The 14,629-nt window shown below is 71.2% G+C and carries 13 protein-coding genes; 5 read left to right on the top strand and 8 right to left on the bottom strand.

All coding sequences use genetic code 11. From position 1 onward, the window contains the following. Positions 1–66: 66 nt before the first annotated feature. Positions 67–1,497, bottom strand: coding sequence for an endo-1,4-beta-xylanase (locus B0I28_RS10990; RefSeq protein WP_106363851.1), 1,431 nt, complete (start codon positions 1,495–1,497; stop codon positions 67–69). A 328-nt stretch (positions 1,498–1,825) separates the two neighbouring features. Here B0I28_RS10990 and B0I28_RS10995 point away from each other — a divergent pair, with 328 nt between their 5' ends. Continuing rightward, a complete protein-coding gene (locus tag B0I28_RS10995; protein ID WP_181245748.1) occupies positions 1,826–3,328 on the top strand; it encodes a non-reducing end alpha-L-arabinofuranosidase family hydrolase in 1,503 nt (500 codons plus the stop codon). A gap of 45 nt (positions 3,329–3,373) precedes the next feature. Here the strand turns inward: B0I28_RS10995 and B0I28_RS11000 are convergent, their stop codons facing one another. Both B0I28_RS11000 and B0I28_RS11005 read right to left on the bottom strand, forming a co-directional pair. Then, a complete protein-coding gene (locus B0I28_RS11000) occupies positions 3,374–4,429 on the bottom strand; it encodes a LacI family DNA-binding transcriptional regulator (protein WP_342761200.1) in 1,056 nt (351 codons plus the stop codon). A 66-nt stretch (positions 4,430–4,495) separates the two neighbouring features. Then, positions 4,496–5,128 (bottom strand): TetR/AcrR family transcriptional regulator C-terminal domain-containing protein, encoded by a 633-nt coding sequence (locus B0I28_RS11005; protein WP_106363852.1) that lies wholly within the window; start codon positions 5,126–5,128, stop codon positions 4,496–4,498. Positions 5,129–5,252: 124 nt separating this feature from the next. Here B0I28_RS11005 and B0I28_RS11010 point away from each other — a divergent pair, with 124 nt between their 5' ends. Both B0I28_RS11010 and B0I28_RS11015 read left to right on the top strand, forming a co-directional pair. Further along, a complete protein-coding gene (locus B0I28_RS11010; protein ID WP_219926699.1) occupies positions 5,253–6,671 on the top strand; it encodes a DHA2 family efflux MFS transporter permease subunit in 1,419 nt (472 codons plus the stop codon). After that, complete coding sequence (locus B0I28_RS11015) at positions 6,668–7,471, top strand: SDR family NAD(P)-dependent oxidoreductase (protein WP_106363854.1); 804 nt, start codon at positions 6,668–6,670, stop codon at positions 7,469–7,471. Before B0I28_RS11010 ends, B0I28_RS11015 begins: the two co-directional genes overlap by 4 nt. Positions 7,472–7,501: 30 nt before the next feature. Here B0I28_RS11015 and B0I28_RS11020 read toward each other — a convergent pair whose 3' ends face one another. Next, positions 7,502–8,479, bottom strand: a complete 978-nt coding sequence (locus B0I28_RS11020) for a LacI family DNA-binding transcriptional regulator (protein ID WP_106363970.1) — start codon at positions 8,477–8,479, stop codon at positions 7,502–7,504. A 112-nt stretch (positions 8,480–8,591) separates the two neighbouring features. Here B0I28_RS11020 and B0I28_RS11025 point away from each other — a divergent pair, with 112 nt between their 5' ends. Together B0I28_RS11025 and B0I28_RS11030 are read left to right on the top strand one after the other, a co-directional pair. Continuing rightward, complete coding sequence (locus tag B0I28_RS11025) at positions 8,592–9,719, top strand: Gfo/Idh/MocA family protein (RefSeq protein WP_106363855.1); 1,128 nt, start codon at positions 8,592–8,594, stop codon at positions 9,717–9,719. Between the two features lie 53 nt (positions 9,720–9,772). Continuing rightward, positions 9,773–10,834: a Gfo/Idh/MocA family protein gene (locus tag B0I28_RS11030; protein WP_106363971.1), complete on the top strand. Its 1,062-nt coding sequence runs from the start codon at positions 9,773–9,775 to the stop codon at positions 10,832–10,834. 33 nt (positions 10,835–10,867) lie between these two features. Here the strand turns inward: B0I28_RS11030 and B0I28_RS11035 are convergent, their stop codons facing one another. From B0I28_RS11035 to B0I28_RS11050, 4 genes are all read right to left on the bottom strand, one after another. Next, positions 10,868–12,442, bottom strand: coding sequence for a family 43 glycosylhydrolase (locus B0I28_RS11035; protein WP_106363972.1), 1,575 nt, complete (start codon positions 12,440–12,442; stop codon positions 10,868–10,870). An 87-nt stretch (positions 12,443–12,529) separates the two neighbouring features. Then, entirely contained in the window at positions 12,530–13,141 is a 612-nt protein-coding gene (locus tag B0I28_RS11040; RefSeq protein WP_106363856.1) for an RICIN domain-containing protein, read from the bottom strand. Between the two features lie 181 nt (positions 13,142–13,322). Then, positions 13,323–13,913 (bottom strand): maleylpyruvate isomerase family mycothiol-dependent enzyme, encoded by a 591-nt coding sequence (locus tag B0I28_RS11045; RefSeq protein ID WP_106363857.1) that lies wholly within the window; start codon positions 13,911–13,913, stop codon positions 13,323–13,325. A gap of 73 nt (positions 13,914–13,986) precedes the next feature. Next, on the bottom strand, positions 13,987–14,607 hold the full coding sequence (locus B0I28_RS11050; RefSeq protein WP_106363973.1) for an FCD domain-containing protein: 621 nt from the start codon (positions 14,605–14,607) through the stop codon (positions 13,987–13,989). Positions 14,608–14,629: the final 22 nt, after the last annotated feature.

The following is a 14,629-nucleotide window of genomic DNA, read 5'->3' on the forward strand; positions in this document are numbered from 1 at the left end:
ATCACCGCGCACACGATCGCCCGGGTCCCTTTGGGGCCCGGGCGATCGCTTCCCTCATCTATCTGCTCAGACGATGGTCCATTGTTGGTTGGTGCCGTTGGTGCAGGCCCACAGCTGGACGCGCGAGCCGTTGGCCGTGGCCGCGCCCGAGACGTCCAGGCACGTGCCCGTCGCGGTGTTCCTCAGCGTGCCGTTGCTGTTGAGGACCCATTTCTGGTTCGCGCCGCCGTGGCACGACCAGATCACCGCGGCCGTCCCGTTCGCACTAGAAGACCCCGAGGCGTCCAGGCACTTCCGGGAGGCCCCGGTGTAGACCGACAGCTCCCCGTTCGCGAACGTCCACTGCTGGTTCGCACCCGACCAGCAGTCGTAGATCTGCAACTGCGTCCCGTTCGTCGTGGACTGGTTCGGCACATCCAGACACCGACCCGAACCCACACCACGAACCTGACCCGAATCCTCACCACCACCGGGCGTACCGCTGTTCAGCGCGTTGAGCACCGAGGTGTACGCCTGCTTCTTCTGGTAGTTGTCGTCGAAGAGGAGCGGGTCGTCATTGCGCCAGGAGTACTTGTCGGTGACGCCCCAGACGGTGATGCCGGTGCAGCGCGCGACGGCCATGCACGCCTGGGTGACGGTCCCGAACGTGGCCGCCTGGGCCGAGCCCGAGCCGCCGACGTCGAGTTCGGTGATCTCCACGGCCACACCGAGGTCGGCGAAGCGCTGGAGGTTGGACTGGTAGCTGCTCAGGTTGTCGCCCGCGCTGAGGTGGCTCTGGAAGCCGACGCAGTCGATGGGGACGCCGCGGGACTTGAAGTCGCGCACCATGTTGTAGATCGCGGTGCTCTTGGAGTTGATCCCGTCGGTGCCGTAGTCGTTGTAGCAGAGCCGGGCGTTCGGGTCGGCGGCGTCGGCGGCGCGGAACGCCTCCTCGATCCAGCCGTTCCCCAACTGCTGCTGGAGGTTCGACTGGCGGCGCGAGCCGTCCCACTCGAACGCCTCGTTGACGACGTCCCACGCGAAGACCTTGCCCTCGTAGTGGTTCGCGACGCCGGTGATGTGGTTGACCATGGCGTTGCGCAGGTTGTTCCCGGTGAGCCCCTGGACCCAGCCGGGCTGCTGCGCGTGCCAGACGAGGGTGTGGCCGCGGACCTTCATCCCGCGGGCCTGGGCCCAGCTGACGATCTGGTCGCCGCCGGAGAAGGTGAACTGGCCCGGGTTGGGCTCGGTGGCGTCCCACTTCATGGCGTTCTCGGCGACCACCGAGTTGAACTCGGTCCCGAGGGTGTTGGCGTAGCCGGACTCGCTGAGGCGGTTGCCGGCGACGGCGGCGCCGAAGTAGCGGCCGGACTCGGCGGCCGAGGCGCCGAGCGTGCTCGCGGCCTGCGCGGGCGCGGCCGACAGCACGAGCGCGGTCGTGGCGCCCAGGCTCGCGACCGCGAGCGCGGCGAGCGCCGACCAGGCGCGGCGCCGTCGACTCGTTGGACTGTTTCTCATGGCGATGGTGCTCCCTGTGGCTCGGGTACTCCGCAGGCGGCGCGTCCGGGGATGCCGGGGCACCGGGTGCGCGCGGCTCCGGAGTCGTCGAAAGTTTTCGGAGAAGTTCCGAAACTTACGTGATTCGAACTATAGACATGAGTCGATATCTCGTCAAGGGCCGCTCAGGGTGGCCGGGCCGACTTCGTTGACATCGATCTATTTACATATCACGAAGTCGCTGGCTATCCTGTGTGCACCGTCAACGTTCGGAGCCGACTTCGAAGCTTTCGAGTTCCGTTGCGGTTGTTAACGATAACCACGCAAGACCCGAGCAGAGAGGCATCCCATGAGACTGCCGACCCGATGGCGACCCCGGCTCGCCATGCTGGCGCTGACACTGGTCGCGGCGCTCGCCGCGGCGACACTGAGTGTGGCAGCGGACCCCGCGCCCGTCCCGGCATCGGCCGCGCCCCTGCCCACCACGTTCCGCTGGACCTCGACCGGAGCGCTGGTCGCCCCGCAGCAGACCGCGCCGGGACGGACCCTCGTCTCGGTCAAGGACCCGTCGGTCGTGCAGGTCGACGGCAAGTACCACGTGTACGCCACCACCGCCGACACCAACGGCGGCTGGTCCCTCACCTACTTCGGCGGCTTCACCGACTGGAGCCAGGCGGGCCAGGCGCCGCAGTACCACCTGTCCCGCACCCCGATCGGCGGCGGCTACCGCGCCGCGCCGCAGGTGTTCTACTTCGAACCCGACGACCAGTGGTACCTGCTGTACCAGACCGGCCTGCCGTCGTTCTCGACCCTCGCCGACCCGGGGCAGCCGCAGAGCGCCTCGGCGCCGCGGAACTTCATGAGCAACCACGGGATCGCCGACGCCGGCTCGTCGTACATCCTGGACTACTGGATCGCCTGCGACGAGGTGAACTGCTACCTGTACTTCAACAACGACAAGCAGAAGTTCTACCGGGCGCAGACGACCGTGGCGGAGTTCCCGAACGGCTTCGGCGACGTCGAGCTGTTCATGGAGGCCCCGAACCAGAGCCTGTTCGAGGCCACCAACGTCTACAAGGTCGGCGACAGCGGCCAGTACCTGCTCGTGGTCGAGGGCATCGGCTCGGGCGGCGTCCGCTACTTCCGGTCGTGGACCTCGAACCGGCTCGACGCGAACTTCGGGGAGTGGACCCCGCTGGCCGACACCCAGTCCAACCCCTTCGCCGGCGCCGCCAACGTCACGTTCCCGGGCGGGGCGTGGACGAGCGACATCAGCCACGGCGAGATGGTCCGCACCGACGGGAACCAGACCATGGAGATCAACCCGTGCAGCATGCAGTACCTGTACCAGGGCAGGAACCCGAACTCGGGCGGCGAGTACTCGCAGCTCCCCTACCGGCTCGGACTCCTCACCAACACGAACCCGACGCCCGACTGCGGTTCGCCTGGTGGTGGTGAGGATTCGGGTCAGGTGCGTGGTGTGGGTTCGGGGCGTTGTCTGGACGTGCCGAACCAGTCGACGACGAACGGGACGCAGTTGCAGATCTACGACTGCTGGTCGGGTGCGAACCAGCAGTGGACGTTCGCGAACGGGGAGCTGTCGGTGTACTCGGGGTCCTCGCGCAAATGCCTGGACGCCTCGGGGTCTTCTAGTGCGAACGGGACGGCCGCGGTGATCTGGTCGTGCCACGGCGGCGCGAACCAGAAATGGGTGCTGGGCTCCAACGGCACGTTGAGGAACACCGCGACGGGCACGTGCCTGGACGTCTCGGGCGCGGCCACGGCCAACGGCTCGCGCGTCCAGCTGTGGGCCTGCCACACCGGCACCAACCAACAATGGACCATCACTTAAGAATCGGCGGCCGGGGCCTCGCGAGGTCCCGGCCGCTCGAAGCACTCAAACGGAGACAGGGCCGGTCGAGTCGCGAACGGTCAGGGTCGTCGCGAGTTGCAGGTGCCGGGACGCGGGCCGCACGCCCCGGGCCATGCCGAGCACGGTCTCCACGGCCATGCGGCCCATGCCAGCGAGCGGCTGCTCCACCGACGTGAGCCCGGGCGTGGCCCATTCGGCGAGCGGGGTGCCGTCGAACCCGGTGACCGACAGGTCGCGGGGCACGTCGACGCCCCGCTCCCTCGCCGCGGCGAGCACGCCGATGGCGATCTCGTCGTTCCCCGCGACGACGGCGGTCGGCGGCCGGTCGAGCGCGAGCAGGCGGCGGCCGTGCCGGAACCCGGCCTCGACGGTGAACGCGTCGTGGCAGATCAGCGCCGGGTCCGCCACGAGGTTCGCGGCGTCGAGCGCGGCCCGGTACCCCTGGAACCGCTCCGCGGACGGCGCCGAGTGCAGCGGCCCGCCGACCCACGCGATGTCGGTGTGCCCGAAGCGGATCACGTGCTCGGTCACGGTGCGGCCCCCGGCCCAGTTCGCGGAGCCGATGGTGACCGCGCGGGGATCGGCGATCCCGAGCGGGTCGATGGCGACGACCGGCAGCCCCTGATCGCGCGCCGCGGCGAGCACCGCTCCGGGGAGCGGCACGGCGAGCTCGATGAGCCCGACCGCCCCGGCCGCCCGCTGCTCGGCCACCCACACCTCCGCGGGCGCGCCCGGAGGCAGGCTGAGCCGCAGGTCCGCCTCCAGTTCCGTTGCGGCGGCGAGCATCTCCTGCATGAGGGTGCCCGCATACGGAGACGCCAGGAAGTCGAGCACGACGGTCAGCGCCTGCCGCCCTCCCCGGTCGCGCCGCGGCGCGGCCCGGTAGCCGGTCTCGGCGACCACGGAGAGCACGCGTTCGCGCGTCGCAGCGGAGACATCGGAACGACTATTGAGGACCTTCGAAACGGTCGACGGCGAGACGCCGGCCCTCGCCGCAACGTCGTTCAGGGTGACCTTCCCGCGACGGGACTGCCGATTCATGAGCACTCCCTCACGTTCGAAACGTTTCGAGCTTAACATCGAAACTTTCGAACGGAACACACGCCTCTTGCCGAAGCCTCGGCCGATGGTGGCGCTCCCCGGGGACTACTTGCGGCCGTAAAGAGTGAGGAATGCGTCCACCGCGGCGGCGGCGACCTCGCGCATCTCCTTGACCGGGAGGCGGCGGGTGCCCCAGCGGGCGCGGGCTTCGAGGGGGCCGGTGAGGAGGGCGCTCAGGTGCTCGACGGCGGCGTCGGGGTCGGTGACGCCGAGACGGCCCGCGAGCGCGAGGCGGGCGAGGCGGTCGGCGAGGGCGCGCTGGACGCGCTCGGCGGCCCGGACCTGGACGATCTCCAGGAGGTCGGGCAGGTGCGCGAGCTCGGCGTAGAGGAGGCGGCGCAGCGCCCAGGAGTCCTCGTCGCAGTAGCACTGGATGAGGCGCAGGCCGACGTCTTCGAGGACCGGGCGCAGGTCGCCGCCGGTGTCGACGAGGCGTTCGACGGCGGCGAGGTTCTTGGCGGTGGCCTGCTCGGCACTGGCGGCGATGGCCTCGCGCAGCAGGGTCTCCTTGTCGCCGAAGTGGTTGTAGACGGTGGCCTTGGCGACCCCGGCGGCCGCGGCGACCTCGTCGACGCCCGCCTGGGCGTAGCCGCGGGCCGCGAACTCCGCGAACGCCGCCGCGAGGATCGCCTGCCGCTTGTCCATCCGCCCCCGCGGGGCCTTCGTCGCCGCACCCATCGGGCCAGCGTAGCCGAGGAGACCGGTTCTGGACTCACGGGTCCGGTTTCGCATCCCCGCGAGTATGCAATACTTCCGAGGTCATGTTTTTAGACTCATGAGTCTAGTTCTGAACGGAGCCGTCTTGTCCTCGAATGAAAGCGACCGCCTCGACGCGGCGCTGCTGCGCCAGGTCGGGGTGATCCTCCTCGGCGGCGTGCTCGGCCTGCTGAGCAGCACGATGGTCGCGGTGGGCCTGGACCTGCTGGCGGCCGAGTTCGACGCCTCGCTGGCCGTCATGGGCTGGGCGTCGACCGGGTTCCTCCTTGCCGTCACCGTCGCCATCCCCTTCACCACCTGGGCCGTCGACCGCTTCGGCGGGCGCCGCATGTGGCTCGCCGGGCTCGTCCTGTTCGCCGCGGCCTCCCTCGGCGCCGGGCTCGCCTGGGACGCGGGCAGTCTCATCGCCTTCCGCGTCGTCCAGGGCTTCGGCGCGGGCATCCTCGACCCGCTCGTGCTCATCCTGCTCGCGCGCGCCGCGGGCCCGGCCCGCGCGGGGCGGGTCATGGGCCTGATGGGCGTCGTCCTGTCGCTCGGGCCCGTCGTCGGCCCGGTCTTCGGCGGCGCCGTCCTGGAGCGCCTCGACTGGCCGTGGATGTTCCACCTGGGCATCGCCATCGCGGCCGTCGTCTTCGCGCTGTCCCTGCGCGTGCTCCCCGCCGACCCGCCCCGCGACGCGGCCCGGGCGCTCCCCCGCCTCGACGTCATCGGCCTCGCGCTCATCGGGCCCGGCGTCGCGGCCCTGGTCCTCGCGGCGTCCCAGGCCGCCGAGCACCATGCGTTCATCGCCTGGCAGACGCTCCTCCCGCTCGCCGCGGGTGCGGTCCTCCTCGCCCTCTATGCGGTCCGGGCCCTGCGACCCGGCGCCGAGCCGCTCATCGACCTGCGGCTGTTCGCCAGCCGCGGCTTCAGCGGCAGCGTCGCCATCATGGGCATGACCGGCGTCGTCATGTACGCGAGCCTCGTCGGCCTGCCGCTGTACTACCAGGACGTGCACGCCTCCGGGGTGCTCACCGCCGGGCTCCTCGTGGCGCCCTTCGGCATCGGCGGCACCATCTCGATGCCGCTCGCGGGCTGGATCTCCGACCGCATCGGCAGCCGCAGCCTCGCCCGCGCCGGGGCCGTCGTGCTTCTGGCGTGCGCGCTGGCCCTGACACGGCTCGACGCAGACACGCCCATCGCGTGGCCCGTCGCGGCGGCCCTCGTCATGGGCCTCGCCAGCGGCTTCGTCAGCGCCCCGGTCATGGGCTCGCTGTACCGGACCCTGCCCGCATCGCAAGTGGCCCAAGGCAGCTCGGTCCTCTACACGCTCAACCAGCTCGGCGGCTCCATCGGCATCGCCGTCGTCGCCCTCATCTTGGAGACCGCCGCCGACCCCGTGCGCGGCTTCCAGGGCATGTACTGGTTCCTCACCGCGACCCTCGCGACGGTCCTCGCCGCCACGTGGCTCCTCCCCGGCCGCACCGACATCCCCGCACCCGAGACCGCAAGGAGCGCAGCATGAAGCACCTCGTCATCACCGGAGGCACCGACGGCATCGGCGCCGCCCTGGCCCGACAGCGGCTCGCACTGGGCGACGCGGTCACCGTGATCGGCCGCGACGAGGCCAAAGGCGCGGCGCTCGCCGCCCTCGGCGCGCGCTTCATCCCCGCCGACCTCAGCCTGGTGGCGGAGCACCTCCGCGTGACCGACCTGCTCGCGTCCCGCCCGATCGACGCGCTCGTCTTGTGCGCCAGGTACTTCCGCTCGCACCGGCACGAGACGCCCGACGGCTTCGAGGCGTGCTTCGCGCTCGAATACCTCAGCCGCTTCCAGCTGAGCCACGGTCTGCTCGACGCTTTGGAGGCCGCGCCCGCTCCGGTCGTCGTGAACGTCTCCGGGCCCGGCGCACCCAAGCCCGAGATCCGCTGGGACGACCTCGCCTTCCGCCGCGGCTACTCGGGCATGGAGGCCCAGTTCCACGCCGGGCGCGCCAACGACCTCCTCGGCCTCGCCTTCGCCGCCGAGCACCCCGCCGCCCGCACCCGCTACACCCTGGTCAACCCCGGCGGCGTCGCCTCCAGCTTCGCGGGCGAATACGACCCCGCCACCGCCGCCATGGTCGAGCACATGAAACGCACCGCCCGCCCGGTCACCGCCGCCGTGCCACCGCTGTCGGCACTCATCGACGACCCGCCCGCCGAACCCCTGACCGCCTGGGCGAACGGCCGCCCCGTCGATCCTCGCACCACGCCCCGCGACGACGAGGAGGCCGCCCGCCTCCACCGCCTCACCGAGCGGCTCCTGCGCGCCGCGGTCGAGTAGTCGGGGGTGCTCAGTGGACCGAGGCGGCGCTCAGCGGGTGCGGGGCGGGGCGGTTGACTCGCGCCACACGACTTTCTGGAGGCCGGTCTCACGTTCGGGGGCACCTTCGCCGCGGACCGCGGCGACGAGGCGGCGCATCGAGTAGGCGCCGAGGCGCCGCCGGTCCTGGAACACCGTGGTCAGGGACGGGATGAAGAGGGCGCTCAGCGGTGCGTCGTCCCAGCCGGTCACGCTCACGTCGCCGGGGACGGACCAGCCGCGCTCGACCGCGCCGCGGACCGCGCCCGCCGCGAGGGTGTCGTTCGCGGCGATGATCGCGAGCGGCGGGGCGTCGCCGGGCAGCGCGAGCACGCATTCCTTTGCGGCCGTGCCGTTCCAGTCGGTCGCCGCGACGCCGAGGGACTCCAGCCCGAGCCGGTCGACCGTCGCGAGGTAGGCGTCGCGGCGCGCGACCGCCGAAGGGTAGCTGGCGGGTCCCGCGAGGTGGAGGAAGCGCCGGTGGCCGAGTCCGGCGAGGCGCTCCATCATCTCCACCACCGGCTGCGCGTCGCTGAACGCACCGGTGGCGTGCATTTCCGCGTCGAACTCGGAGAGGACGAGGAACGCGGTGGCCGGTTCCCCGGCCGCCTCCCGGGGCGCGGGCACCGGGGAGAACGAGAGGACCCCTTCGTACTCGGAGGAGTCGAGGAGCGCGTCGATCCCGTCGTCAGGGAGGCTGACGATCTCGACGGCGTACCCGGCGTCGCGTGCGGTGCTCACGGCGCCTTCCAGGACGTGGGCGAGGTTCAGACCGGTGTAAGGGATGACGACCGCGAGCCGCCCGGTGCGGTGGGTGCGCATGGAGCGGGCGGCGAGGTTGGGGCGGTAGCCGAGCTCGGCGGCGGCCTGGAGGACCCGCTCCCGGGTCGCGGACGAGATGCCGCTGCGCCCGGTGAACACGAGCGAGACGGTCGTCTGCGAGACCCCCGCGAGCCGTGCGACGTCGTGGCCGGTCGGCCGTTTCGCCATGCCTGCGTCCTCCATCGTGAGAATTCCACGCGACGATCTTGACCCCGCGGGTTGGGCGTGCCCATACTACCTACTACGTTTTAGTAATACGTAGTAGACGACATGAGGGACCATGCTCAGAGTAGGAATCATCGGCACCGGCGGGATCGCGGGGGCGCACGTCGGCGGGTACCGCGAGTTCCCCCAGGAGTGCGAGATCGTCGCGCTCGCCGACGCGGTGCCGGGCAAGGCGGCAGAGAAGGCCGCGGAGTTCGGCCTCGCGGGCGCGACCGGGTACGACGACCCGCTGGAGATGATCGCCGAGGCGGGCCTCGACCTCGTGAGCATCGCGACGCCGCCGTCCACGCACGCGGCGCTGACTATCGCGGCGCTGGATGCGGGCGTGAACGTCCTGGTGGAGAAGCCGATGGCGCCGTCGCTTGAGGAGTGCGACGCGATGCTCGCCGCGCAGGAGCGCTCGGGGAAGCTGCTCTCAGTGGTGGCGCAGAACCGCTTCCGCAACGACCTCGCGACCCTCAAGGACGTCCTCGACTCCGGGCTCCTCGGCTCCGTCTCGCACGTGCGGGTGGACTCGGCCTGGTGGCGCGGCCTGCCGTACTACGACCTGTGGTGGCGCGGCACGTGGGAGAAGGAGGGCGGCGGCTGCACGCTCAACCACGCCATCCACCACATCGACCTGCTGCTGTGGATGCTGGGCCGCCCCACTGAGATCACCGCGATGCTCGCGAACGCGCAGCACGGCAACAGCGAGGTCGAGGACCTCTCGGTGGCGGTGCTCCGGTTCGAGCAGGGGCTCGCGCAGCTGACGAGCTCGGTCGTGCACCACGGCGAGGAGCAGGAGATCGTCGTCCAGGGCGAGAAGGCCCGGGTCTCCCAGCCGTGGAAGGTGATCGCGGAGCGCTCCAACGGCGCCGGGTTCCCCGAGCAGGGCGGCGACCAGGAACTCGTGGCCGCGATCGAAGCGCTCGTGGCCGGGCGCGAGCCGCTGCGCCACACCGGGCACGCCGGGCAGATCGGCGACCTCCTGGCCGCGATCCGCGAGGGGCGCAGGCCGATCGCGGACGGGCGGGACGGCCGGGCGGCGATCGAGGTCGTCACCGCGATCTACAAGGCGGGCATCGAGCGGGCGTTCGTGGCCCTGCCGCTCCAGGCCGACGACCCCTACTACCGGTCCGGCCGGCTCGTGGAGCGCGCCCCGCGCTACCACGAGAAGCAGCGCTCGCTCGCCGAGGCGGGCTGAACCCCTTCGCGCCCTTGAGCATCCGCGACACCACCGATGAGGAGAACTCCACAGTGAACCACCCGTACACCTTCGACCCCCTCCCGCAGCCCGCCGTCGGGCCCGGCGAGTTCGCGTTCGCGGCCGTCGGCCTCGACCACGGCCACATCTTCGGCATGACGGAGGGCCTCATCGGCGCGGGCGCGACCGTGACGATGGTCTACGACGCCGACCCGGAGAAGGCCGCCGCGTTCGCGGAGCGGTACCCGACCGCGCGCGTCGCGTCCTCGGAGCAGGAGGTGCTCGACGATCCGGACGTGCGCCTCGTCGCGACGGCGGCGATCCCCTCCGAGCGGGCCCCGATCGGCCTGCGCGCCATCGAGGCCGGCAAGGACGCGTTCGCCGACAAGGCGCCGATGACCACGTTGGAGCAGCTCAAGGCCGTCCGCGAGGCGACCGCGCGCACCGGCCGCAAGTACGCGGTCTACTACGGCGAGCGCATCCACAACGAGTCCGCGATCCTCGCCGGGCAGCTCATCGAGCGCGGCGCGATCGGCCGGGTCGTGCAGGTCGTGTGCTTCGGCCCGCACCGCATCGGCGGCGGGCGGCCGGACTGGTTCTACGACCCCGCGCAGTACGGCGGCATCCTCTGCGACATCGGCAGCCACAACTTCGAGCAGATGCTCTACTTCACCGGCGCGGCCGACGGGCGCGTGTCGACCGCGACCGTGGCGAACTACGCCCACCCGGAGACGCCCGGCCTCCAGGACTTCGGCGACGCCCATGTGGTGCTCGACAACGGCGCGACCGGGTACGTGCGGGTCGACTGGTTCACCCCGGACGGCCTCGACGTCTTCGGCGACGGGCGCACGCTCCTGCTGGGCACCGACGGGTACATCGAGCTGCGCAAGTACACCGACATCGGCACCGACAACGGCGGCGGCCAGGTCTTCCTGGTGAACCAGGAGGGCCAGTACCGGTTCAACGCCAACGGCATGACCGGGTTCCCGTACTTCACGCGGCTCGTGCGCGACTGCATCGACCGCACCGAGACCGCGATGACCCAGGACCACGCGCTCAAGGCCGCCGAACTCAGCCTGCGCGCGCAGGGCGACGCCGTCGTCCTCGCCCCGTAGCACCGGGGACGGGTCGACGGCGCCGCCCGCGGCTCAGGCGGCGACGGTGAAGCGGTCGACCGTGACGGCGCCGCCCAGGGACTGGGTGGCGTAGTTGAAGACCGCGAACCGGTAGCCCATGAAGAACGTCCAGTTGCTGTTGAGGGTGAAGGCGGGGCCGAGCGGCGTGAACGCGGCCCCGTCTTCGCTGTAGGAGAACAGCGCCTGGCGGCCCGAGCCGGGCCGGATGTCGGCGGTGACGCGGAGCCAGACCCGGGTCGAGCACAGGTCGGCGCTCGCGCGCTCGGTGCCCGTCCCGGTGGTGTTCCAGCTGCCGTCCATGGTCAGGCCGTCGGTCATGACGACGCGGGGCACGCCCGCCTCGCGTTTGACGCCGATCCACGCGGAGGCGTCGCGGAGCATCGCCAGCCCCGCGCGGTCGCCGTCCCTCATGGATGCGAAGTCGAGTTCGACGGTGGCCGTGGAGGACGGGCCCTGGATGCGGTGAGTGAGCGTGTTGCGCGCGTTGTAGAGGTCGTTCGTGACGGTGGCGGTCTGGAGGCGAAGGCCGTCGCCGGTCGACCATTTCGTGTTGTCCGGGTTGTGGTTCCACTCCCATTTGGCGGCCAATGTGGAGGCGGTGAAGGCGTCGGTCCCGGTCAGCGGCGGGACCGGGGCCGGAGTCAGGTTCGGAAACGGGTAGGTGCTCCCCCAGGCGCCGTTCACGGTCGTGACCTGCGGCCAGCCGTCGGCGGTCCAGTTGATCGGCGCCAGGGCGGGCATGCGCCCGCCGGGGTAGGCGTCGACGAAGGCCATGTAGTACCAGGCCCCGCCCGGGGTGGAGACGAGGCCGCCCTGGTGGGGGACGCCGCCGCCGCTGATCGGGCCGGGCATGTTCAGCAGCACCTGCCGCAGTTCGTAAGGGCCCCAGGGCGACGAGGACTTGAGGATGTACTGGCCGTTGGCGGGGCGGGTCAGGAAGATGTAGTAGTTCCCGTTGATCTTGTAGAAGCGCGAGCCCTCCAGGGTGCCGATGCTCGACGGGGTGGAGAAGACCTGCTGGTTGCGCACCTCGGTCTTCCCGTCGGCCGAGAGCTGGGCGACCGAGATCTGGGTGTTGCCGTAGGCGACGTACATGGTGCCGTCGCTGTCGACGAGCATCCCGGCGTCGTAGTAGGCGCGGGAGAGCTGGGCGTGCTGGGTCCAGGGTCCGGCGGGGTTCGTCGCGGTGTACATGTAGGACCGTGCGAAGTCGATCTGCCCGAGCCAGTAGAAGCGGTTCTCGCTGGGGCGGTGCGCGATCGTGGAGGCCCAGATGCCGCGCACGTAGCCGCGGCCGCCGCTGAGGTCGTACTTCGACCCGAAGTCGAGCCGGGGCACCGAGTGCCCGACGAACTCCCAGTTCACCAGGTCCCGCGAGTGCAGGACGGGGGCTCCGGGCGAGTAGTGCATCGTCGAGGCGGTCATGTAGAAGTCGGAGCCGACGCGGATGACCTCGACGTCGGCGAAGTCCTGCCAGACGACGGGGTTCGCGTAGGAGGTCTGCTGGGCTTCGGCGACGCCGAAGGGGTTGAGCGCGGCAGCGGCGGCGGAGGCGCCGGCGAGGCTGAGGATGTGGCGCCGGTTCATCGGCATGGCGGGTCCTTTCGGAAGGCGGGACCGGACGGGGCGGCGCGGACCGGCGGGTGCGCCGCCCCGGGTCCGGTCCCGGGTCGGTCAGGCGTCGGCGATGTCGGCGAGGACTTCGTCTGCGCCGCAAGTTGTTTCGACGGGGACCAGCGAGAACTGCTGGTTGTTGGCGCCGGTCGGGGTCCACTGGCGCAGCGGGGCGCCGACGGAGGTGGACCAGTCGTAGACGTCGATGGCCTTGCCCGAGTTGCGGTTGATGAAGGAGTAGTAGCCGGCCGAGTTCCGGTTCACCTGCCACTGCTGGTTCGTGCCGTTGAGGTTGGTGTACTGGGCGATCGTGGCGCCGTCGGCGGTGCTGAGGTTCCAGACGTCGAGCACCTGGCCGGAGTGGCGGACCTGGATGCGGTAATAGCCGCCGCCGGAGTCGATGAAGCGGAACTGCTGGTTGGTGCCTTCGTAGTTCGTGTACTGGGTGAGGATCGCGCCCGTCGCGGTGGAGGCGCCCTGGATGTCCATGGCGAGCCCCGAGTGGCGGGAGACGATCGTGTACCAGTCGCTGGTGTTCGGCGGCTGCGCGTCGGCGCGGTCCGCGGCGAAGGCCACGAGCCCGGCGGTGGCGAGCACGACGGCCGCCGCGAGCGCGGCGAGGCCGCGAATCCAGCGGGTCGGGATCGAGAGGTCGAGTGCGGTGGGGTCCATCGGGGACTCCTCGGCGGAGCGGGGGAAACGCCGTTCCCTGAGCGGTGACCGTGCCGGTGGTTACCGATCACAGACCTAAGCGGACTCCGAAAGGTTCGATACGGGTTCCGAAACTTAGATGAGACGAACTATAGAGATTCATCGATATCCTGTCAACGGGGCGGCACCCGACCGCAGGCGCCTACCGCCGCAAGGCGGCCACCGCTTCGGGGTCGCCGGTGAGGTCGGTTTCGGAGGCGTCGCGGCGGCCGCTGAGGTAGAGGAGGAGTTCGACCGGGTGGCCGGTGAGGACGGCGCCGCCGGGCGGGCCGTAGTGGCGGGACTCGCCTGCGCGAGTGCTGATTTCGAGGCCGTGGGGGCGGATCTTGCGGGCCGTGCCGCGGGCGGTGAGGCGGACCGTGGCCCAGGCGATCTTGTCGAGGTCGGGGCGGCCGGTACGGGGGGCGAGGCCGTTGGCGCGGCGCACGTCCTCGTGGTGGATCAGGTACTCGGTGCCGTTGAGGAGGTTGCGGACGCCGGGGATGCGCCACGGCAGGGCCGGGGCTCCGGCGCGGAGGCGGGCGGTCAGGGCGGGGAGGCCCTTGGCCTTCTCGACCGCCCGCTTCTCGTCCGTCCACTTCGAGAAGTGCTCGCGCAGGACGAGGTGCGCGGCGAGGTCGAGCGTGGTCCAGCCTTCGCAGAGCGTCGGCGCGTCGGGGCCGAGCTCGTCCAGCAGGTCGCAGAGGTCGAGGCGCTCTCGTTCGTCAAGCGGCGGTTCGTGTTCGGTGCTCATCGGTTCCCTCTCGAAGGTCGTGGCAGCGGCGGCCGTCTCGGCGGGACTGCCGGGGCGGTCGCCCGGTGGGGCGTCAGGCGAGGGCGCGGGCCTTCGCGCCTTCGAGGTGCTCGCGCATGAGGGCGGCGGCGCGCTCGGCGTCGCGCGCTTCGAGGGCGTCGAGGACGAGGCGGTGGTCGCGGGCGGCGTTCCCGGCCCCGGTGCGCCCGCGCTTGGTGAACAGGCGGAAGCGCTGCATGTGGCCGTCGAGAGAACGCAGGGCCTGTTCGAGGAACGGGTTGTCGCTCTGGGCGGCGATGAGCTGGTGGAAGGCGTCGTCGGAGGTCCAGTAGCGCCGGAAGCCCTCGGGGTCGTCGTCGGCGTGCGGGGCGGTGGCGTCCAGGTCGTCGACGGCGGCGCGCAGCTCGGCGAGGAACTCAGGGGTGGTGCGCAGTCCGGCCTGGAGCGTCAGCTCCGGCTCGATCACCAGCCGCGCTTCCATGAGCTTGGCGACCTCGCGGTCGGTCAGGGCGTCGGCGACCCGGTAGCCCTTGAGGGCCTCGCGCCTGACGAGCCCGGTGTGCTCCAGCCGCGCGAGCGCCTCGCGCAGCGGCGTCTGGCTCACGTCGAGGTCGCGGCCGAGGGCGCCGATGTTGAGCGGCTCGCCCGCGGCGCGGCGGCCGTCGAGGAGCTGCCGGAGGAGGACGCCGTACATCCGGTCCGCCACCGGTTCCCGC

This window comes from Glycomyces artemisiae, from assembly GCF_003002955.1.
GTDB lineage: Bacteria > Actinomycetota > Actinomycetes > Mycobacteriales > Micromonosporaceae > Glycomyces > Glycomyces artemisiae.